This is a genomic window from Pelagimonas sp. (assembly GCF_050633425.1).
Taxonomy (GTDB): domain Bacteria; phylum Pseudomonadota; class Alphaproteobacteria; order Rhodobacterales; family Rhodobacteraceae; genus Pelagimonas.
In genome coordinates, this window is the sequence record NZ_JBOEGM010000025.1 from 43,074 (window position 1) to 61,524 (window position 18,451).

Consider the following 18,451-nt stretch of genomic DNA (forward strand, 5'->3'; position numbering starts at 1 on the left):
TCCCCCCTGCCAGTAGCCTGCCACACGGGAGGTGTGATTTGTATGAAAAGACCGGACGCTCCGATTAGACTTTTAGGTAAATGCCTAAGATTTCAACCAAAAGATACATTCGGCATCTACTTTTGATGGGCATTACCCGACGTGGAACAGCGTAGAGAACAGTTTTGGGTCAAGGCTCTGATCAGCAAACAGCGTCCCCTCGGTCAGGACTGAAACCGCATCATGACTGTGCAGGCTTTCTTGGTGGCTTGCCACGATACGAAAATCACCAACGCGGGCGTCATCCTCCAACCCTTGTGCAAAAAGCCGCGCGGCATCCTCAACAAAGATAGGGTTCGCGGCGTTCAGTTCCGCAAAAGCCTGCTCATCCTCGCGCTTGACCATAACCTGGGTTTCGGTTGGAACGGCGCGACGGCAAAGGTCAACGAGATCTTCGAACCACAGGCATTCGCCCGGCAGCACCTCAACCGACAGTCTGGCAACCGAGCGTTGCGAATGAGGGGTCGCAAGCTGCCCACGCTCGCGTCGCGCATGCTCACTCAGTTCAAGCGAGCAAGGGCATGTGGAGCTGTAAACGTAATCCAAATGCATGATCTTGCGCCGCTGCCCCGCTGTTTCAACAAGCTCAAGCGCGATGTCATAGTATTGAAATCCACTCAGGCCGGAGCGCAGGCTTTGCACCTTCATAGGAAAGCTAAAGCGCATCTGAATACGCGCTTCAAAGCTTTCTAAATCAGTCTTGTAATCATCAAGCGCGGCTTCCATCACCTCAAAACTAAAGGTTTTTTCGGAATGGGTATAAAATGACCGCATGATGCGGCTCATATTGATGCCCTTTTTATCCGCCTCAAGGCTCACCGTCCCGGTGACCGATGTCTCGAGCGTCAAATCACCATTGTCGCGGGTATGATACGGGATCGGCAACCGAAAGTTGGAGATGCCAACGTGTTGGATCACGCGATGGGCACCGCGGATCAGCGAGGACGGCCCGTTTTGCAGATCCGGCAGCGTGTCTTTATACGCGTCATCCACGACAAAATTGTCAGGATAGACCGAGTGTAGTTCAGGATAAGCACCGGTCATCTCTGCCAATGCACCGTCACTTCCTGCGTATTTGCGCAGCAATTCCAGTGCCTTCTCTGCCTCTTCTCGGCTCGGTTTCTCTGAGATACCCGATTGCATATTCATGGGCAGGCCCCCTTTTCATCCTGTCGCACCCTATAGATAGGGTGCTGCTGCGCAAAGTCCACTTGCGCAGCAATCCCAATCATTTGCGACAAAACCCAGAGTCAGACTGCGTCCAATGCCTGCAAAACGTCGTTCACTAGGTCTTGCGGATCCTCGATTCCCACCGAGAACCGCACCAAGCCATCACTGATACCCAGTTCCGACCTCTGCGCGTCGCTGAGGCGCTGATGGGTGGTGGTTGCAGGATGGGTCACGATGGATTTTGCATCACCTAGATTGTTGGAAATAATGGCGATTTCCAATGCATTGAGGAACCGGAAAGCCGCCTCTTTTCCATCCTTCAGAACAAAAGACAACATCGTGCCTCCTGCTCCAAGTTGGCGCATGACCAGCTCATGCTGAGGGTGATCTTCTAGACCTGGATAAATCAAACGCAAGAGCTTGGCGTGACCTTGGGTCGCCTTGGCAATGGCCAGCGCGCCTTCGGTTTGCGCCCGCACGCGCAGAGCCACAGTTTCCAATCCCTTAAGCATGACCCAAGCGTTAAACGGGCTCAGCGATCCGCCGGTATGCTTCATATAAGGTTCGACAACGCCGCGAATATGTTCCTTGGTGCCTAGAATGACACCGCCAAGGCATCGCCCTTGTCCATCAACATGTTTGGTGGTGGAATAGACAATGACATCAGCGCCTTGTTCAATGGCCTTCGAGTAGACGGGCGTCGAAAAAACATTGTCGATCACCACTTTGGCACCAACAGAATGGGCGATCTCAGACACCCCCGCAATGTCGATCACCTCAAGTGTTGGGTTGGACATCGATTCAAAGAAAACGGCCTTGGTTTCTGGGCGCATAGCCGCACGCCATTCATCCAAATTGGCCCCGTCGACAAAGGTCACCTCAACACCATATCGGGTCAAAACCTCTTCTAAGATATAGAGGCAGGAGCCAAACAGAGCCTTGGCCGAGACGACGTGATCACCGGATTTGAGCATTGACGTCAGCGCGCCATTAACCGCTGCCATGCCAGAGGCACAGGCAAAGCCGTCTTCTGCTCCTTCCAAGAGGGCCATCCGCTCTTCGAACATTGCAACCGTTGGGTTGCCATAGCGGGCATAGATGTATTCATCTGGACCGGTTTCTAAAAACCGTGCCTCAGCCTGTTCTGCGTTTTCGTAGACAAAGCCCTGAGTGAGGAAAATCGCCTCACTCACTTCATTCCACTGGCTGCGCTTACTGCCACCATGCACCAGATTGGTGCCCTTACCACGTTTTGTCATTTGTGCCTCCGCAACAAAAAAGCCCCGATCGCGGTCAAGCGAAAGGAGCCCTTCGTCTGACCTCTTTAGCGGTATTTTTAACGTGGCCCGCAATCCGGTAACAAATCACCACGACACGACTCATCTAAAACCGTATTTTCGAGCATGTACCCGCCCAAGGCTCAATTGTCCAAGCCTTTTCCCAAACGATATTTGCCGTGATTTTTTGGCGTATCTCGGCATTTTTGTTTGGCGGAGTTCCCTGAATTCAAAGTTTTCGGGGCTGACCACGGGTGCGATTATCAAAATATTCACTCAGTGAAGTGCCCCGCGTATAAGGCGCAAATCATTTCAAAACGCAAGGGGTAAGGCCATAGAAAATCGCAACAATTTCCCGCAAAACACGGGCGTTCAATTGAAGACATGCCAGCGCAAAAGGTCCAAACGCCCAGTGATGTGCGACCCGTAATTGGTTCCAAATACGCATGTTCAGCCAGAGTTTGGTCGCGCTGGATGATGCGTCAATGTCCCATCGCGTCAAGCGGAACACAGCCGCCATGTCACAACGGCTGTGCGAATAGCTATGTCCGTTAATCGCTGCCCGCACAGCCCTACCCGTTGCTTGCGGCAACATGCCTGAACGCTAGCTCTTGCGTCTCTCATCACAAATAGTGCGAAGTGTATTGAGCGCATTGATCGCGGCGGGAAGACCGCCATAGAGCGCCATTTGCCATATGACTTCGGCGATTTCTCTTTCGCTTAAACCAACTTTCAATCCAGCCTCGATATTGATCCGCAACTGCGGCGCTGTTTGATGCCCCATTGCCGACAGGGCTGCGATGGTCGCGATGTACCGGCTCTTCAGATCAAGGCCCGGACGCGCATAAAACTGCCCATAGGCCATATCAATAACGGTGTTCGCCATATTTGGAAGAAGGTCGCCGTACCGCTCTTCTAAGACCTCTCGAACCCCTGGGTTCAGCTCGTTGGCGAGTTGTGCGCCAGTTATCTTTGTCATCTCAAGGCTCCCCCCAAGGTAAACCCTCCGTCCACCACAATGTCTTGCCCTGTGACGAAATCAGCATCGTCCGACAAGAGCCACAAGGCCGTTCCAGTAATGTCTTGCGGGCGGCCATTGCGTCGAAGCGGCGTGTGGTTCGATAGGCGGCTGGAAATCTCGGGGTCCAAAACCTTATCCGCCATTGGGGTCAAAATGATCCCCGGGCTGATTGCGTTGATACGATTGCCATGAGGCCCCTCTTCGACGGCAAACACCCGCATCATCGCCAGCAGGGCCGCTTTTGTCGCCGCATAGGCACCAGAGCCGGGCATGACCGCTCCGGCGGTCCAAGACGCATTTATCAGCACGGCACCGTTTTTCATGTGAGACAGACATTGCGCCACGGTTTGCTGGGTTCCGATCAGGTTGGTTTTGACAAGATCAGCAAAGTCCTCAGCCTGAGTGTTTCTCAATGGCTTGAACTCTCCCAGATGCCCGGCATTGGCAAAAACCGCATCTAACCGACCGAACTGGGCAATAGACGCCTTAAGGTTTTCTGCAATCTCGTCTGGGTTGGAAATATCGCAGACTTGGACCAAAACGGAGCCGCCAGCCTCTTGTATTTCCTGCGCAACGTCATCGAGAGGTGCCCTCCGGCGCCCCCAAATCGTTACACGAGCGCCTTCACCTGCGAGCCGAAGCGCCACTGCACGCCCCATGCCACTTCCGGCCCCCGTCACAAGCACTGCGCGGGTCTCAAAATGGTTTACCATGTCGGTTTCTCTCATTGGGTTTTCAATGAGATCTCTACACTGTCAGGAAAAATGTGATAATCATCCGATATTTTTAAGCATACTAAAGGATTCCTTTAATATGGACCTGTTCACCGCGATGCGCACCTTTGTCGAAGTGGCTCAGGCCGGCTCGATGAATGCCGCCGCGCTCAAGCTCAATGTGAGCGGGGCTCTGGTTGGCCAAAGGATCGCTGGCCTTGAAGACCACCTTCAGGCGAAATTGCTCAATCGAACAACGCGACAACAGAAGCTTACGGATTTTGGCGAAAGCTATCTTGAGCAATGCAAAGACATTCTGGAGTTGGTTAACTTTTCTGAGGGCAAAGCAAGCGATCAGACGCGTCAACCTCAGGGGCGATTGCGCATCGCTGCACCGATGAGCTTTGGGACATCGGCGCTGATGCCTGCCCTCAAAGACTTCACCGAGATCGCACCAGAGGTGGAGATCGAATTGACCTTGTCTGACAAAAACGAAGACTTGATTGCAGATGGGTTTGATGCAGCCTTTCGCATCGGGACACTGGAAGACAGCGATCTCATGTATGTCCAACTGGCCCCTTATAAAATGCTGGTCTGCGCGTCTGACACATATTTAGAACAACACGGTAAGCCGCAGAAACCATCAGATTTGGACCACCTGCGCGCCGTTCTCTTTTCAAAAACCGGACGCAAACCATGGAGGTTCAAAAACGGGACTGACGAAATTTCCTGGTCGCCACGCGCAAACACTTCAGTGAATTCCGGTCAAGCCGTCCGGGTTGCAGCAAAAACAGGCATGGGCATCGCGATGTTGCCGGAAACTCTCGTCAAAGGGGACATCGCCGAAGGGAAACTGGTGCAAGTCTTATCCAATTGGAACTTACCAGAGCAACCTATGGCGTTGATCTATCACAGTGATCGCTACAGGCCGCAACGTTTGACGACATTCATTGATTTTGTTCGATCAGTGTTTAAACATCACCACACATGACGACGGGCCAGCAATCGTGACGGCCTTCGGTCGTTACTGGTCCATTTTGTGCAAAACCTCGTGCGTGACCCCAAGCTCAATTCACGACCGGACAAAAGGCTACAAGGATCGCGCAAATCTAACACATGGTCATCGCCTAACTCTTAACATTTAGTAAGCTGTGCCAAGCGGACATCCCGTCGTGCACCGCCCCCATAGCCCCAAAAACAATTTATCGACAATAGCTTAAAGCCGACCACTAAGGAAAAACCGCTATATCCAAGAAAACACACCCGTTGCGCGCCCGGCTGATGCGCGTAACGCAGCTATAACAAACCCTTCACAATTCCGTTGCAGCCTTTGGATAGGCCCTTGGACACAGGATTTCGTGGATAGCACCATGCCGATGTTGCGCATTTCAGTACAAGACAACAGCCCCCAAATTCACGGGTCTCCGGCCGCATTGGTCCCAACTTTGCGTCACGCATTATCTCTGGATCACGGTCCGATCAAGATTATGATCCATGGGTTCAAATATTTGCCCGGTCGCCCAGGGTTTTGCCCACATGACGGTATTTTTTCCCGTATCCCGCCCGACACCCTGCGTGGAAAAATCAGCTGGCCGCGCCATCTTGGTCTGCGTGGACAGTCGGGCGAAGGTTTAGGGATCTCATTTGGTTGGGCCTCACGTGGGAGTATTTGGAACGCTCACAAAGCCGCCCAGATCGCAGGCGATGCATTGGCAACATTGCTGAACACGATCAAAATGCTAACCCCGGATCGTCCGATTCAATTGATTGGCCATTCCCTCGGGGCGCGAGTAGCGTTGCGGGCCATTCACAAAAGCGACCCAGGCTCGGTGTCGCATGCCATTTTGATGGCTGCCGCTGAATACAGCAGCGTGGCGGGCCAAGCGCTGACAACATCGGCTGGCAAGCAAGTTCAGGTCTTGAATGTCTCGAGCCGCGAAAATGATATCTTTGATTTCTTGCTGGAACGCGTGATTTCCCGCCCTGCCCCAAATGATCGGATGCTCGGCCACGGCAGCATCACATTGCCAAACATCGCGACCTTACAATTGGACGACAGAAGATCGCTAAAAGCCCTGCAAAAGGCCCGCTTTCCGATCGCGCATCCGCAGCGCCGAATCTGCCATTGGTCCCCCTATCTGCGCCCCGGGGTCTTCCCGCTCTATCGGGCATTTTTGAACGGCGACATGCCAGTAGGACAGTTGCGCGCCCTGCTCCCAGGAGATTCCGAACCACGTTGGTCCCGGTTTCGGCTAAACAGATGGTCTGGTAAAAGCAATCAATCTGTTCTTCACCTAAACTGAGTATTTTGGCATCACGCATTCTTCTAAAGGAGAAGAATTGCTATATATGTCCCTCTAAATATTGCGTTCTCTCGTTCCGATACCGCATCATGGTGAGAACTGGATCAAAGGTAGCAACCAATTATGGAATCCATGCTGTTTCAGGCCTCCGTTTTCCTGGCCGCTGCGGTGATAGCAGTTCCTCTAGCGGCACGGATGGGTCTTGGCTCGGTGTTGGGCTATCTATTGGCGGGCCTTGCCATCGGTCCGGGCTTAGGCTTGGTGGTTGATACCGCTGACATTCAGCATTTTGCGGAATTCGGCGTTGTCATGATGCTTTTCATCATTGGGCTCGAGCTTGAACCAAGGGCGCTTTGGGGCATGCGCCATCGCCTTTTGGGGCTTGGTGGTTTGCAGATTGGTGGCACCGCCGCCGCCATCACGTTGGGTGCGATGGCACTGGGCTATCCGTGGAATACATCTTTGGCGATCGGATTGACCTTGGCCTTATCGTCAACCGCCATTGTCCTGCAGACACTGTCCGAAAAGGGATTGATGCAAACATCTGGAGGCAGATCAACGTTTTCAGTGCTGTTGACCCAGGATATTGCCGTCATCCCGATGTTGGTGGTCTTACCGCTGTTGGCGTTTTCACCTGCAGTGTCACTGTCAGCCGACGGATCAATTCAGCGCGCCGCGGTTGAACATGCCGACGACACACACGCCGCCATGTCTTTGGTCGAAGGGCTTCCAGGCTGGGGTGCGGCCTTGGTCACCTTGGGGGTGATATTGGGCATTATTTTGGGCGGTATCTATGGGGCCCGCCCATTGTTTCGTTACATCCACTCGGCCCGCTTGCCCGAGATGTTCACAGCGGTGGCCCTGCTTATTGTCATTGGCATCGGCTTTTTGATGATCCTTTTGGGGCTTTCACCGGCTTTGGGGACATTCTTGGCGGGCGTGGTCTTGGCAAACTCAGAATTCCGCCACGAGCTGGAATCAGACATCGCCCCCTTTAAAGGCCTGCTGCTTGGCCTGTTCTTTATCACTGTTGGGGCTGGTATCGACGTTGATAGGCTCCTGAGCGAACCGGGTCTCATTTTGGCGCTAACTGTTAGTGTCATTGTGACCAAAGGCATTATTCTCTATGGGATTGGCCGCTTGTTCCAACTTAGCCATCGTGGCCAATGGCTTTTTACGCTTGGGCTCGCACAAGCGGGTGAGTTCGGCTTTGTTTTGGTCTCATACGGTCATCAGCAAAAAGTGTTTAGCGCCGCCCTCAGCGACCGCATGCTCTTGGTTGTCGCGTTATCAATGTTGATCACACCTTTGCTGTTTCTGGTCTATGAATGGCTGTCACACCGGGTCGAAGACACCCGCGAAATCATCGAAGCCGATACGATTGATACAGATGGGCCTGTGATCATTGCTGGGATCGGGCGATTTGGGCAAATCGTCAACCGTTTGGTGCAAAACTCGGGCTACCGCACCGTTGTTCTTGATCACGACATGCAAACGATACAACTCATGCGGCGGTTTGGCTACAAGGGCTTCTTTGGTGATCCGACCCGCCCGGAACTGCTTCATGCGGCTGGCATTGAAACGGCCCGCGTTTTGGTTGTCGCGCTGGATGACACCAAAGCGACGGTCAAACTTGTCGCTTATGCGCGTCGGTTGCGCCCAGACCTGCACATCGTCGCACGTGCCCATGACAGAACCCATGTCTTTAGCCTCTATCAAGCTGGGGCGAGCGATATTGTCCGTGAAATGTTTGACAGCTCGCTCCGGGCTGGGCGCTATGTGCTTGAAAACATTGGGATGAGCGAATACGAGGCCGCCATCGCTGAAGAGACGTTTTACCATCACGACCGCCATACGATCCGCGAACTCGCTTTGTTGTGGGATCCGACAATCGCCCCAGCCGACAACCACGCCTATATTAAACGTGCGAAAGAATTGGAAAAAGAACTGGAAACAGCGCTGTTTAATGCGTTGGAAGAGCGCGGCAAAAAGGACATGGCGTAACCACCAGCCTGCGCAACAAAACTCTTGCAAGAGTTTGGCAAATCCTTGGAACGGGATTAACAATCGCCAAGAAAAAACGTGCCTTTTCACCAAAGACACGCTTTTATAGCTCAGCGAAACGTTACGCGGCGCGCAGAGCCAGAACGTCGTCCACCTGTTTGGCAGCACCCACTTCGTCGCCACCAGCCACCGCAGCGACTTCACGCGTCAAACGCTCCAAAGCCGCTTCGTAAAGCTGGCGTTCAGAATAGCTTTGCTCGCGTTGATCATCGGCGCGATGCAGGTCGCGCACCACTTCTGCGATTGCAATCAGGTCGCCTGAGTTGATCTTTTGCTCATATTCCTGAGCCCGGCGCGACCACATCGCGCGTTTCACCTTGGCTTTACCACGCAGAGTTTTCATTGCCGCGTCGATCACATCAGGTGAGCTGAGCGAGCGCATACCGATTTCCGTAGCTTTGTGGGTAGGCACCCGCAAGGTCATCTTGTCCTTTTCAAACGAAATCACGAAAAGCTCCAGCTGGATGCCGGCGATTTCCTGTTCCTCGATGTTCACTATCTGGCCGACACCATGTGCCGGATAGACAACGTATTCATTTGGACGGAATTCGGGTTTCTTCGCTTTGGTCATATAAGTCTCATTCCTTGCAGCGCATTTCCTATGGGCGACAAAAAAGACGAACGGGAACCTCACGATACCCGATCATCTCTCATAGCTATTTTCACAGAACCTAAATGCTCTGCACCCAACAAAATGTCGTCTTGTGAAGTGTCAGTATATCACAAAAAAGCACCTATTCCCATAGCATGGGAAAAAGTGCTTTTTGTCATTAGTTTCAGCCCCCTAAAGCGCAAAGCTCAGGAAAACGGAAAAACGAAACTCGATTCGCTTAACTGCCCTCACCCGGCGCTTCTGAGAAGTATTTCTTCAGCTTATCAGGTTCGCCATCTCTGGCTTCGTAGTCGGGCAGCGGATCTTTCTTTTCGATAATCACCGGCCATGCTTCGGAATACTTGCGGTTGAATTCAACCCATTTTTCCATTTCTGGCTCAGTGTCTGGGCGGATCGCATCCGCTGGACATTCCGGTTCGCAAACCCCGCAGTCGATACATTCATCGGGGTGGATCACTAACATGTTCTCCCCCTCATAGAAACAATCTACAGGGCACACCTCGACACAGTCGGTGTATTTGCAGGCGATGCAATTGTCGATCACCACGTAGGTCATGAATCTCGATCCTTCAAAAAGCTTGCCGCGTGACTAGACCACGCCGCGCCATCATTCAAGCACATCCCTGCGCAACTGTTCGAGAGCACGACGATCCCGTTTGCTTGGCCGCCCGCCACCGTCAAATTTTGGGGCCTCATGCGGTTTTTCCCGCGGCTGAGGCGGGGCAAGATCTTCATAGAGCTGGCGCGCCTCGGGTGCGGGGCCACGACGGTCACCCAAAGCCACAACTTTGATTACGCGCACATCGTCTTCTTTGGCAAAGGTCAGCACGTCCCCCGCGCTGACCCCAAATGCCGGTTTTGAAACCGGAGTTCCGTTCACACGACACCCACCAGCGGATACAACCTTGGCCGACAGGCTCCGGGTTTTGAAAAACCGCGCCTGCCAGAGCCATTTGTCTATCCGGATTTTCTCAACCCGAACTTTCCCGGTTGTTTCGGCCACTTAGGTCTTGTCCTTCAACCCCATAAGCGCTGCTGCAAAGGGGTTATCGGGATCAATCGGCTTTTCCTTCTTGGGCGGACGCGCCTGGAAGGTCTTGGCACCGCGATCGCCACCGCCTTTGGGGCCGCCCTTGCCGCGTGGCTTGCCTTTGCCGCCCCGCGGTCGATCGCCACCACTGCGTTCATTGCGATTGTCACCGCCACCACGCGCATTGCGCTGGGGCTTGCCCCCACCGCGACGTTGGCCACCACGGTTGCCGCCCCAAGTGAAGGTAAAGAACACCTCCATCTCGGCCTCGGCAGGTGCTTCAGCGCTTGCGGCTTCGGCCACTGGGGCCTCGAGCGTGTCCACGTCGCCCCCGGATGTCTGACCGGCTGGCTCAGCGACTGGCTTGTCATTCGCGGTTTCGGACGCAGGCTCTTGGCCCTCGACAGGCGCAGCGTCCGACGCTTGTGGCTCACTTGCGGCGGTCTCAGAAGACCCGGCATCAACGGGCGCGGTCAATTTGACTTTGGCCCGCTCGCCTTTTTCGGCCTTGTAGCCCAAGCCGCCCATCAAATCGGCAAATTGCTCCAGCGTCATCCCGGTGATCGACAACATATCCGCATTGGCTTCAAAGCCGGCGCGGCTGTCTTCCGTACGCAGCATATCTGCAAGACGCTCCAGCATATCAATGCGGATCGCCCGAGCGCCAGATTTACGATAGCCAGCCAGCGCATAGTGGCGCGCCGGGATTTCTTCGACATTTGGAACGGTCACAAGACCGGGAGGCGGTGCCTCAGGAAACTCTTGCAAATCGTTGGCAAGGCTCCACAAAACCAAACGCAGACGTGTCGGTGCAGGCTTGAGCAGCAACGGCATAAAGATCGTATATTGACCAAATCGCACACCATGCTTGCGCAAAGTCCCACGCGCATCCTGATCCAACGCTTTAACGTCATCGGCCACATCTGCGCGTTGCACAACACCCATCGCTTCGACCAGTTGGAACGCGAAACCACGTGCCAAACCTGTCAGCGCTTCGTCGTCGCGCATTTTCACCAGCGGCTCAAACAGCGCCGCAATCTTGCGGTCCATGAAATGCTGCAAACGGCGCTCTACTTTTTGCGCGACATCTGCTCCGGCTTCGTCATCGACAAAGACAACAACACGCGGCTTGAGCGGATCGTCTCCCTTGGCGAGCTTGCCCACCGCCTGGTCGCCCCACATAAGGCCGCCCTGCTCGGTGAAATCAATCTCACTGTCTGGTGCATTGTAAAACCGGTCCGCCCGCAAATGGAAATGCGGTGTCAACGCCTGAAGCGACGCTTGTCTAAGCGTTTTGGCTTCTTGCCCAGTTGCATCCTTATCCTGACGGAATCGGAAACCCTCTAGTTTCCCGACGAATTCTCCTTCGACGGTAACTTCACCTTGATCGTTCACTTCGGCCAAAAGGGCCTCCTTCTGTTTCAATCGGCGCAGCAAAACACTTGTGCGCCGATCAACAAATCTTTGTGTCAGGCGTTGGTGTAACGCATCTGACAGGCTGTCTTCAACTTTGCGAGTTGCCCCGCGCCAATGGTCTTCATCTCTGGTCCAGCCATTGCGCTGCGCAACATAGGTCCAAGTACGGATATAGGCCAGACGTTTCGACAATGTGTCAATGTCACCATCAATACGGTCAATACGGTTGATTTGTCGCGCCATAAAATCATCCGGAACGTGTCCTTTTTCATGCAGATATTGGAAAATAACCTGTAAAAGACCGGAATGTTCCGCTGGGGATATGCCACGAAAGTCGGGGATCCGGCAGGTATCCCACAACAGCTGGACCGATTTCCCATCAGATGCCCGTGCGCGGATTTCCGCCTCTGAGCTCAGATGACGTAGCGCGCGCAAGTCATCTGCCTCGCGCGCTTTGACTAAATTTTCATCACTTGGGGCTTGGTCAAGGCTGCGCTCCAATGCGTCGATACTACCGAACTGCAGTTTTGAGTTCCGCCAGTTCAGCTTTTTGAGCGGCGTAAACTGGTGATTGCAGATCGCGTCGGCCCATTCCTCGGGGATTTGACCGGCATCCCCCGTCACCCCGAAAGTGCCATCCGACATGCCCCGCCCTGCCCGTCCCGCGATTTGCGCCAGTTCGTTGGGTTGAAGCTGGCGCATGCGACGCCCGTCAAATTTGCTCAGCGATGAAAAGGCAATGTGGTCGATATCAAGGTTGAGCCCCATACCAATCGCATCAGTCGCAACCAGATAATCCACTTCGCGGTTTTGATATAATGCCACTTGTGCATTGCGGGTGCGCGGGCTGAGTGCCCCCATGACAACCGCAGCCCCGCCTTTTTGGCGTTTGAGCAGCTCGGCAATCGCATAAACATTGTCCACCGAAAACCCGACAATCGCAGAGCGAGGTTGCAAACGGCTAATCTTTTTTGATCCGGCATAGGCCAATTGGCTCATCCGGTCCCGATAGATGAATTCCACATCCGACACCAAGGTCTGAATCGGGCCTCGCATGGTGTCTGAGCCTAAAAACAGCGTCTCATGGGTGCCACGCATGCGCAAAAGACGATCGGTGAACACATGGCCACGGTCTGGGTCGGCACAGAGTTGGATTTCATCAATGGCAACAAAATCAGCGCCCATCCCTTCGGGCATCGCCTCGACGGTGCTGATCCAATATTTCGCCCGCGGCGGTACGATTCGCTCTTCGCCAGTGACCAGGGCCACGACAGATGGCCCGCGCAGATCAACAACGCGATCATAGACTTCACGTGCCAAAAGCCGCAGCGGCAAACCGATTAAACCGGTCCGGTAGCTGAGCATTCGGTCAATTGCATAGGTGGTTTTGCCGGTATTGGTCGGGCCGAGAACGGCCGCGATCCGCGCTGTCATGCTCATAAATTTTCCCGGAGGGTCCTTGTTATCAGAGCTTTACGCCCTTCACCTCTTGTTCCAGCCGCGCCAACGCCTTCATGACGTCTGGGTCATGCGGTCGCAGCTCAAGTACACGCGCATAGGCATCATAGGCAAGGGCCGGATTTCCAACCTGCTCCTGGATTGCGCCCACCCCTCGCATGGCGGCAAATTGATTGGGGTTCAACGCCAGCGTCCGTTCCAAAGCCTCCATTGCCACACCAAAACGCTCGGCCTGGAAATAGGCCAAAGCAAGCCCGTGCCAGCCCTCAGCAAACATCGGAGCATGATCTGTCAAAGCGCGAAAATGCTCCAACGCGGCGTCGATTTTTTCGACCTCAAGCGCATCATGTCCGCGCTTTAGCAGCAAATCCATTGCAGGCGAGCCAGATTTAGACCACTCTGCTAATAATTGAGCTTCCAACCTTTGGGCCGCAGCGGCGTCTTCCGCTACGGAAAGGTCGTGCAGCAGCCCTGTCGCAAGGTCCGACGCGCGATTTTCCGCCCGTAAACCAAAAGGTAGGGAAATCATTACTACGGTGCAAAGTGCCGTGAGGATAGATTTGAAAACCATGGTGACCCGTGCTCATAACGTGTCCTGAGTGTAGCGCTGGAGCGCAAGATTTCCAGCACCACTTGATGTAGAGAGGAAAATACATGAGCGACACTATCAATACTGCAGTTGCAGCACTGGCTGAAAAGCTCGGCGACGGCTTTGATGCCACAGCCAAATTTGTGCTCGGCGAAGAAGGCAGTGTGATCGTAGACGAAAACGGCGTGCGCGCTGGTGACGACGATGCCGATGTCACCCTGACTGCGGACGTTGACACATTTGAGCAGATCCTATCGGGCGATCTGAACCCAACTGGCGCGTTCATGTCAGGCAAATTGACCATTGACGGCGATATGTCCGCCGCCATGCGTCTTGCATCGGCGTTAGCATAATGAGTTTGGTTCCCGCGCCTTTTCATGCCGATCTGTCTGATGGTCCCGTTAATGGCCGTGCCTATTGGGTTGAGGCCGACGACGGGTTGCGCCTTCGCGTGGCGCATTTCCCGGCAGAACAGGCGCGGGGTACCGTGCTGCTTATGCCCGGCCGCACAGAATATGTCGAAAAATATGGCCGCACCGCGTCTGATCTAACCGCGCGTGGATATCACGTGTTGGCGATTGACTGGCGAGGTCAGGGCTTGGCAGATCGGATGCTCGATGAGCCGATGGCTGGTCACGTCCATGTCTTTGAAGACTATCAACGTGACGTTGCTGCCCTTCTTGATAGCGTCGGTGCGCTTGGCCTGCCCCGCCCCTTGCACATGATTGGCCACTCCATGGGCGGCTGCATTGGGTTGCGCGCTGTTATGGATGGCCTACCGGTTGAAAGCTGCGTGTTCACCGGCCCAATGTGGGGGATTCGCATGGCCGATCCGCTGCGCCCTGCGGCCTGGGCCTTGTCTTGGTGGGGCAAGCAAATTGGCCTTGGCCATGTCTTCACACCGGGCACCAAACCCGAAAGCTATATCGTCACCGAACCGTTTGAAAACAACCTCTTAACCAGAGACCCGGCGATGTGGGATTATATGCGGCGTCAGGTTCTGGCCGTGCCCGAATTGCAGCTTGGTGGACCGTCCTTGAACTGGCTACACGAAGCTTTGGCCGAAACCCGTGAACTGTCACGCCGCCCCTCACCATCACAGCCCTGTCTGACATTTTTGGGCACCAATGAACGCATCGTTGATACCTCACGCATTCTTAACCGAATGGAAAAATGGCCCGGTGGGCAATTGGTGCAAATCACTGATGGCGAACATGAAATATTGATGGAAGATGAGAACACCCGCAGCCGTGTTGCGGATCAGATGTGTGCTCTTTTTGACCGGGCAGGTTCGGACACAGCCCTGACCGCCTGATGACACTTTGTCAGCGCCGGGCCTGTCAATACGAGTGGGTAAAACAAGATCCCATTGCGGGTCTTGGCCTGTCGCGATCTTGTTTTCCATCGTATTGGGCAGAGTTTTCATAGCAATCCACAGGTTATACGCGTCTGCCCCTTGAACCTCCCGCCTTGGCAGGATTAGCTCTGGCATAAGATATCAAGGAGAGACGCGTATGCCGACCCAGCCGTTTTATGACATCAATGCTTCGAATGGCGATGGCTCGCTAGGACCGTTGCCGGAATGGGATCTGAGCGATTTATATACGGCCGATGACGCGCCGGAGCTCAAGCGCGATCTGGATTGGCTCGAATCCGCCTGCCTGAAATTCGCCGACAATTACGAAGGCAAGCTCGCGACGCTTGATGCCGCTGGGATGCTGGAAGCGATCAAGCGGCAAGAGCGCATTGATAGCGTTGCAGGTCGGATCATGTCCTATGCCGGGTTGCGGTATTACCAACTTACCACCGATGCTGAGCGCGCCAAGTTCCTATCCGATGCCCAAGAGCGCATCACAAACTTCTCAACGCCTCTGGTGTTTTTCACATTGGAAATCAACCGGCTAGAGGATGACTTCCTGGACGGTCTGTTTAGCGAAAGCGCCGATTTGGCGCGTTACAAACCGATTTTTGACAAGATCCGCAAAATGAAGCCACATCAGCTAAGTGATGAGCTGGAGAAGTTTTTGCATGATCTGGGTGTTGTTGGCGACGCCTGGGAACGTTTGTTTGACGAAACCATTGCCGGGCTTACTTTTGACATCGACGGCGAAGACCTCAACATCGAGGCAACTCTGAATTTCCTCACCGACCAAGATCGCAGCAAGCGTGAAGGTGCCGCTCGGGAACTGGCCCGTGTTTTTGCCGACAATATCAAAACCTTTGCGCGTGTGCACAACACCCAAGCAAAGGAAAAAGAGATTGTTGATCGCTGGCGTGGCATGCCGTCCGCGCAGGCCGGTCGCCATCTCGCCAATGATGTCGAACCCGAAGTTGTTGAGGCATTGCGCAACGCCGTCGTTAATGCCTACCCGCGGCTAAGCCACCGGTATTACGAATTAAAACGCAAATGGCTCGGCCTGGATGTCATGCAGGTCTGGGATCGCAATGCCCCGTTACCAATGGAGAGCGACCGCATCGTCGATTGGGAAGAGGCGAAAAAGACCGTTATGGATGCCTATAACGCCTTTGATCCACGCATGGGTGAATTGGCGGAACCGTTTTTCACCAAGGGCTGGATTGATGCCGAAGTGAAACCGGGCAAAGCCCCCGGAGCGTTTGCCCATCCGACCGTGACAGATGTGCATCCCTATGTGATGCTCAATTACTTGGGAAAACCGCGCGATGTCATGACCTTGGCGCATGAGCTGGGCCATGGTGTGCATCAGGTTTTGGCGGCGGGTCAGGGCGAAATGCTCTCCTCCACCCCCTTAACCTTGGCCGAAACTGCCTCGGTGTTTGGCGAAATGCTGACCTTCCGCCAGATGTTGGACGGTGCCCAAACCCAAGCAGAACGCAAGGTGATGCTGGCCGGCAAGGTCGAAGACATGATCAATACCGTTGTCCGCCAGATCGCCTTTTACGATTTCGAATGTAAATTGCATGCGGCGCGGCGCGGCGGGGAACTCACACCGGATGACATCAACGCCCTTTGGATGAGCGTTCAGGCCGAAAGCCTTGGCTCAGCCTTCGAATTTATGGAAGGTTACGAAACCTTCTGGGCCTATATTCCGCATTTCGTGCATTCGCCTTTCTATGTGTATGCCTACGCATTTGGCGATGGTTTGGTGAACGCGCTCTATGCGGCCTACCAAGAACAGCCCGACGGGTTCCAAGACAAGTATTTTGAAATGCTGCGGGCTGGCGGGTCAAAACACCATTCAGAGCTTTTGGCCCCGTTTGGGCTTGATGCCTCGGACCCTAGTTTCTGGGACAAGGGTCTTTCAATGATCGAAGAGTTCATCGACGAGCTAGAAGCCATGGAAGACTGAGACAAAAAAGGCCGCGAAAGCGGCCTTTTTCTTTACCGGAAGAGCGACATCAGTGCCTGAGGCGATTGGTTGGCAATCGACAAGGATTGGAAGGCAAGCTGTTGCTGAACTTGAAGCGCCTGTTGACGCGCTGAGGTTTCGACCAAATCTGCGTCAACAAGTGAGCCAATCCCTACCGTGAAACTATCGACCAATTTGGTCGTAAAGTTTGCCTGTGTCGTAAGCCGCCCCTGAACGGATCCGATCTCCGCTGCGGCGTCCACCGCCGCCTCGATCATCACGTCTACTCTGCCCAACGCATCGTCTGCGCCTGCCTCGGTTGTGACATTCAGGCCTTGCAAATCGCCGAGTTCACCACCGGTTCGATTGCCAGCATCCGCATCCAATCGACTGATAGAGACCTGCAACGTATCGCTTGCCGAACTGACATTCGATCTTGCCGTGATGTCGGTGCCCGCAAAGCTTAATGCCAGCACGTCAGAGGCCAACCCATTGGCGTTGGCATAGGCTTCCCACCGGCGGCCCAGCCCTGTCACCACGTCGGCCATTGTATCGCCTTCGCGGGCCACATAGGCCAAGGTGCCGCCGGCCATTTCCGATTGCGTCTGCGCCCCGGCGGCCGTCGTTCGATACTCAGCTTGATCAAAGCCAGAGGCATTTGCATCGGTCCCAAAAACCGACAATCCAAACGCCGTGCCCGTTTCAACCGACAAGCCACTGACATCCATCGTCGCGCTTTGTGTGGCATTCAACGTGAGCTGATCTGCCGTGGCTGTATAGGTCCCCCCAGCGGATGCAACAAATGCAGTCTGCGCCCTAAGATCCTGACGTTTCAAGGAAATGTCGCTTGTACTAACCCCTTGCTGGGTCCGGCTGATCGACGCCAGAATTTCAACATGGCCATATCCGGCTTCGGTGCTGTCATGTTTGATGAGGTTTTGACCATTGAATGTCGTGGCATCAACCACGGCAATGATCTGGTCGCGCAAAGCATCAACATCAGCTTGAACTTTGACACGGTCAATATTGTCTTGCTGAGCAACAACGATTTTGCCTTTCAGTTCCGTAAGCAAATCCGTCAAGCTTTCAGCCCCTTGCCGAGCGACCGACAAAGTCGCTTGGGCCAGATTCAGGCCATCGGCAATCTGGCGGAACCCCTTAACATCGGATTCCATTTTCTTGGAAACGGCCCAGACCGACGCATTCGTCGCAGCGGTCGACACCCGTTTTCCGGTCCCGACTTGCTGCATGGTCTTGTCCAGATCGGCACCAACCGTTCTCAACGCCCTAAGGGCGGCAAACGCCCCGTTATTGGTCAAAATACTCGACATGTTTCACGCCTCTGCTCCGCGGCCACGCTTCTGCGCAATGTACCGATCAGGATGTGTTCACAGGTTGCATTCTGCCCCAACAAGCCGGTCTTTTCTGA

General features: G+C 54.3%; 16 protein-coding genes and 1 riboswitch. Of the genes, 6 read left to right on the forward strand and 10 right to left on the reverse strand.

Annotated elements, in window-relative coordinates; all coding sequences use genetic code 11:
* Positions 1-132: 132 nt before the first annotated feature.
* From folE2 to ACRBB0_RS20640, 4 genes are all read right to left on the reverse strand, one after another.
* Complete coding sequence (gene folE2, locus ACRBB0_RS20625) at positions 133-1,188, reverse strand: GTP cyclohydrolase FolE2 (protein WP_431376351.1); 1,056 nt, start codon at positions 1,186-1,188, stop codon at positions 133-135.
* A 101-nt stretch (positions 1,189-1,289) separates the two neighbouring features.
* On the reverse strand, positions 1,290-2,468 hold the full coding sequence (metZ, locus tag ACRBB0_RS20630; protein WP_431376352.1) for an O-succinylhomoserine sulfhydrylase: 1,179 nt from the start codon (positions 2,466-2,468) through the stop codon (positions 1,290-1,292).
* Between the two features lie 44 nt (positions 2,469-2,512).
* A riboswitch (SAM riboswitch) is annotated at positions 2,513-2,590 on the reverse strand.
* A gap of 500 nt (positions 2,591-3,090) precedes the next feature.
* On the reverse strand, positions 3,091-3,465 hold the full coding sequence (locus ACRBB0_RS20635) for a carboxymuconolactone decarboxylase family protein (protein ID WP_431376353.1): 375 nt from the start codon (positions 3,463-3,465) through the stop codon (positions 3,091-3,093).
* Positions 3,462-4,220, reverse strand: a complete 759-nt coding sequence (locus ACRBB0_RS20640; RefSeq protein WP_431376354.1) for an SDR family NAD(P)-dependent oxidoreductase — start codon at positions 4,218-4,220, stop codon at positions 3,462-3,464. Before ACRBB0_RS20640 ends, ACRBB0_RS20635 begins: the two co-directional genes overlap by 4 nt.
* Positions 4,221-4,320: 100 nt before the next feature.
* On the opposite strand from ACRBB0_RS20640, the gene ACRBB0_RS20645 reads away from it, so the two are divergent.
* From ACRBB0_RS20645 to ACRBB0_RS20655, 3 genes are all read left to right on the forward strand, one after another.
* The gene (locus tag ACRBB0_RS20645) at positions 4,321-5,211 is read left to right on the forward strand and encodes a LysR family transcriptional regulator (protein ID WP_431376355.1); all 891 of its coding nucleotides are present in this window, start codon (positions 4,321-4,323) and stop codon (positions 5,209-5,211) included.
* A gap of 367 nt (positions 5,212-5,578) precedes the next feature.
* Positions 5,579-6,523: an alpha/beta hydrolase gene (locus tag ACRBB0_RS20650; RefSeq protein ID WP_431376356.1), complete on the forward strand. Its 945-nt coding sequence runs from the start codon at positions 5,579-5,581 to the stop codon at positions 6,521-6,523.
* Between the two features lie 123 nt (positions 6,524-6,646).
* On the forward strand, positions 6,647-8,527 hold the full coding sequence (locus tag ACRBB0_RS20655; RefSeq protein WP_431376357.1) for a cation:proton antiporter: 1,881 nt from the start codon (positions 6,647-6,649) through the stop codon (positions 8,525-8,527).
* A gap of 121 nt (positions 8,528-8,648) precedes the next feature.
* Here the strand turns inward: ACRBB0_RS20655 and ACRBB0_RS20660 are convergent, their stop codons facing one another.
* From ACRBB0_RS20660 to ACRBB0_RS20680, 5 genes are all read right to left on the reverse strand, one after another.
* Positions 8,649-9,158: a CarD family transcriptional regulator gene (locus ACRBB0_RS20660; protein ID WP_431376358.1), complete on the reverse strand. Its 510-nt coding sequence runs from the start codon at positions 9,156-9,158 to the stop codon at positions 8,649-8,651.
* Between the two features lie 259 nt (positions 9,159-9,417).
* Entirely contained in the window at positions 9,418-9,756 is a 339-nt protein-coding gene (fdxA, locus tag ACRBB0_RS20665; protein ID WP_431376359.1) for a ferredoxin FdxA, read from the reverse strand.
* Between the two features lie 51 nt (positions 9,757-9,807).
* Positions 9,808-10,203, reverse strand: a complete 396-nt coding sequence (locus ACRBB0_RS20670) for an RNA-binding S4 domain-containing protein (RefSeq protein WP_431376360.1) — start codon at positions 10,201-10,203, stop codon at positions 9,808-9,810.
* A complete protein-coding gene (locus ACRBB0_RS20675; protein WP_431376361.1) occupies positions 10,204-13,086 on the reverse strand; it encodes a helicase-related protein in 2,883 nt (960 codons plus the stop codon).
* Positions 13,087-13,111: 25 nt separating this feature from the next.
* Positions 13,112-13,675, reverse strand: coding sequence for a tetratricopeptide repeat protein (locus ACRBB0_RS20680; protein WP_431376362.1), 564 nt, complete (start codon positions 13,673-13,675; stop codon positions 13,112-13,114).
* Positions 13,676-13,758: 83 nt separating this feature from the next.
* Between ACRBB0_RS20680 and ACRBB0_RS20685 the strand changes: the two genes are divergently transcribed.
* From ACRBB0_RS20685 to ACRBB0_RS20695, 3 genes are all read left to right on the forward strand, one after another.
* Positions 13,759-14,046, forward strand: a complete 288-nt coding sequence (locus ACRBB0_RS20685) for an SCP2 sterol-binding domain-containing protein (protein ID WP_431376363.1) — start codon at positions 13,759-13,761, stop codon at positions 14,044-14,046.
* Complete coding sequence (locus tag ACRBB0_RS20690; protein WP_431376364.1) at positions 14,046-15,008, forward strand: alpha/beta hydrolase; 963 nt, start codon at positions 14,046-14,048, stop codon at positions 15,006-15,008. The genes ACRBB0_RS20685 and ACRBB0_RS20690 overlap by 1 nt, the downstream gene beginning before the upstream one ends.
* Positions 15,009-15,207: 199 nt before the next feature.
* A complete protein-coding gene (locus tag ACRBB0_RS20695) occupies positions 15,208-17,022 on the forward strand; it encodes a M3 family oligoendopeptidase (protein ID WP_431376365.1) in 1,815 nt (604 codons plus the stop codon).
* 32 nt (positions 17,023-17,054) lie between these two features.
* Here the strand turns inward: ACRBB0_RS20695 and ACRBB0_RS20700 are convergent, their stop codons facing one another.
* A complete protein-coding gene (locus tag ACRBB0_RS20700; RefSeq protein WP_431376366.1) occupies positions 17,055-18,353 on the reverse strand; it encodes a flagellin in 1,299 nt (432 codons plus the stop codon).
* Positions 18,354-18,451: the final 98 nt, after the last annotated feature.

Bases quoted from the DNA above. Each gene is read 5' to 3' on its own strand.
- ACRBB0_RS20695 (WP_431376365.1), top strand. From the start codon at position 15,208: ATGCCGACCCAGCCGTTTTATGACATCAATGCTTCGAATGGCGATGGC.
- ACRBB0_RS20655 (WP_431376357.1), top strand. From the start codon at position 6,647: ATGGAATCCATGCTGTTTCAGGCCTCCGTTTTCCTGGCCGCTGCGGTG.
- ACRBB0_RS20680 (WP_431376362.1), bottom strand. From the start codon at position 13,675: ATGGTTTTCAAATCTATCCTCACGGCACTTTGCACCGTAGTAATGATT.
- ACRBB0_RS20700 (WP_431376366.1), bottom strand. From the start codon at position 18,353: ATGTCGAGTATTTTGACCAATAACGGGGCGTTTGCCGCCCTTAGGGCG.
- ACRBB0_RS20640 (WP_431376354.1), bottom strand. From the start codon at position 4,220: ATGGTAAACCATTTTGAGACCCGCGCAGTGCTTGTGACGGGGGCCGGA.
- metZ (WP_431376352.1), bottom strand. From the start codon at position 2,468: ATGACAAAACGTGGTAAGGGCACCAATCTGGTGCATGGTGGCAGTAAG.
- ACRBB0_RS20675 (WP_431376361.1), bottom strand. From the start codon at position 13,086: ATGAGCATGACAGCGCGGATCGCGGCCGTTCTCGGCCCGACCAATACC.
- ACRBB0_RS20660 (WP_431376358.1), bottom strand. From the start codon at position 9,158: ATGACCAAAGCGAAGAAACCCGAATTCCGTCCAAATGAATACGTTGTC.
- ACRBB0_RS20645 (WP_431376355.1), top strand. From the start codon at position 4,321: ATGGACCTGTTCACCGCGATGCGCACCTTTGTCGAAGTGGCTCAGGCC.
- fdxA (WP_431376359.1), bottom strand. From the start codon at position 9,756: ATGACCTACGTGGTGATCGACAATTGCATCGCCTGCAAATACACCGAC.
- ACRBB0_RS20685 (WP_431376363.1), top strand. From the start codon at position 13,759: ATGAGCGACACTATCAATACTGCAGTTGCAGCACTGGCTGAAAAGCTC.
- ACRBB0_RS20690 (WP_431376364.1), top strand. From the start codon at position 14,046: ATGAGTTTGGTTCCCGCGCCTTTTCATGCCGATCTGTCTGATGGTCCC.
- ACRBB0_RS20635 (WP_431376353.1), bottom strand. From the start codon at position 3,465: ATGACAAAGATAACTGGCGCACAACTCGCCAACGAGCTGAACCCAGGG.
- folE2 (WP_431376351.1), bottom strand. From the start codon at position 1,188: ATGAATATGCAATCGGGTATCTCAGAGAAACCGAGCCGAGAAGAGGCA.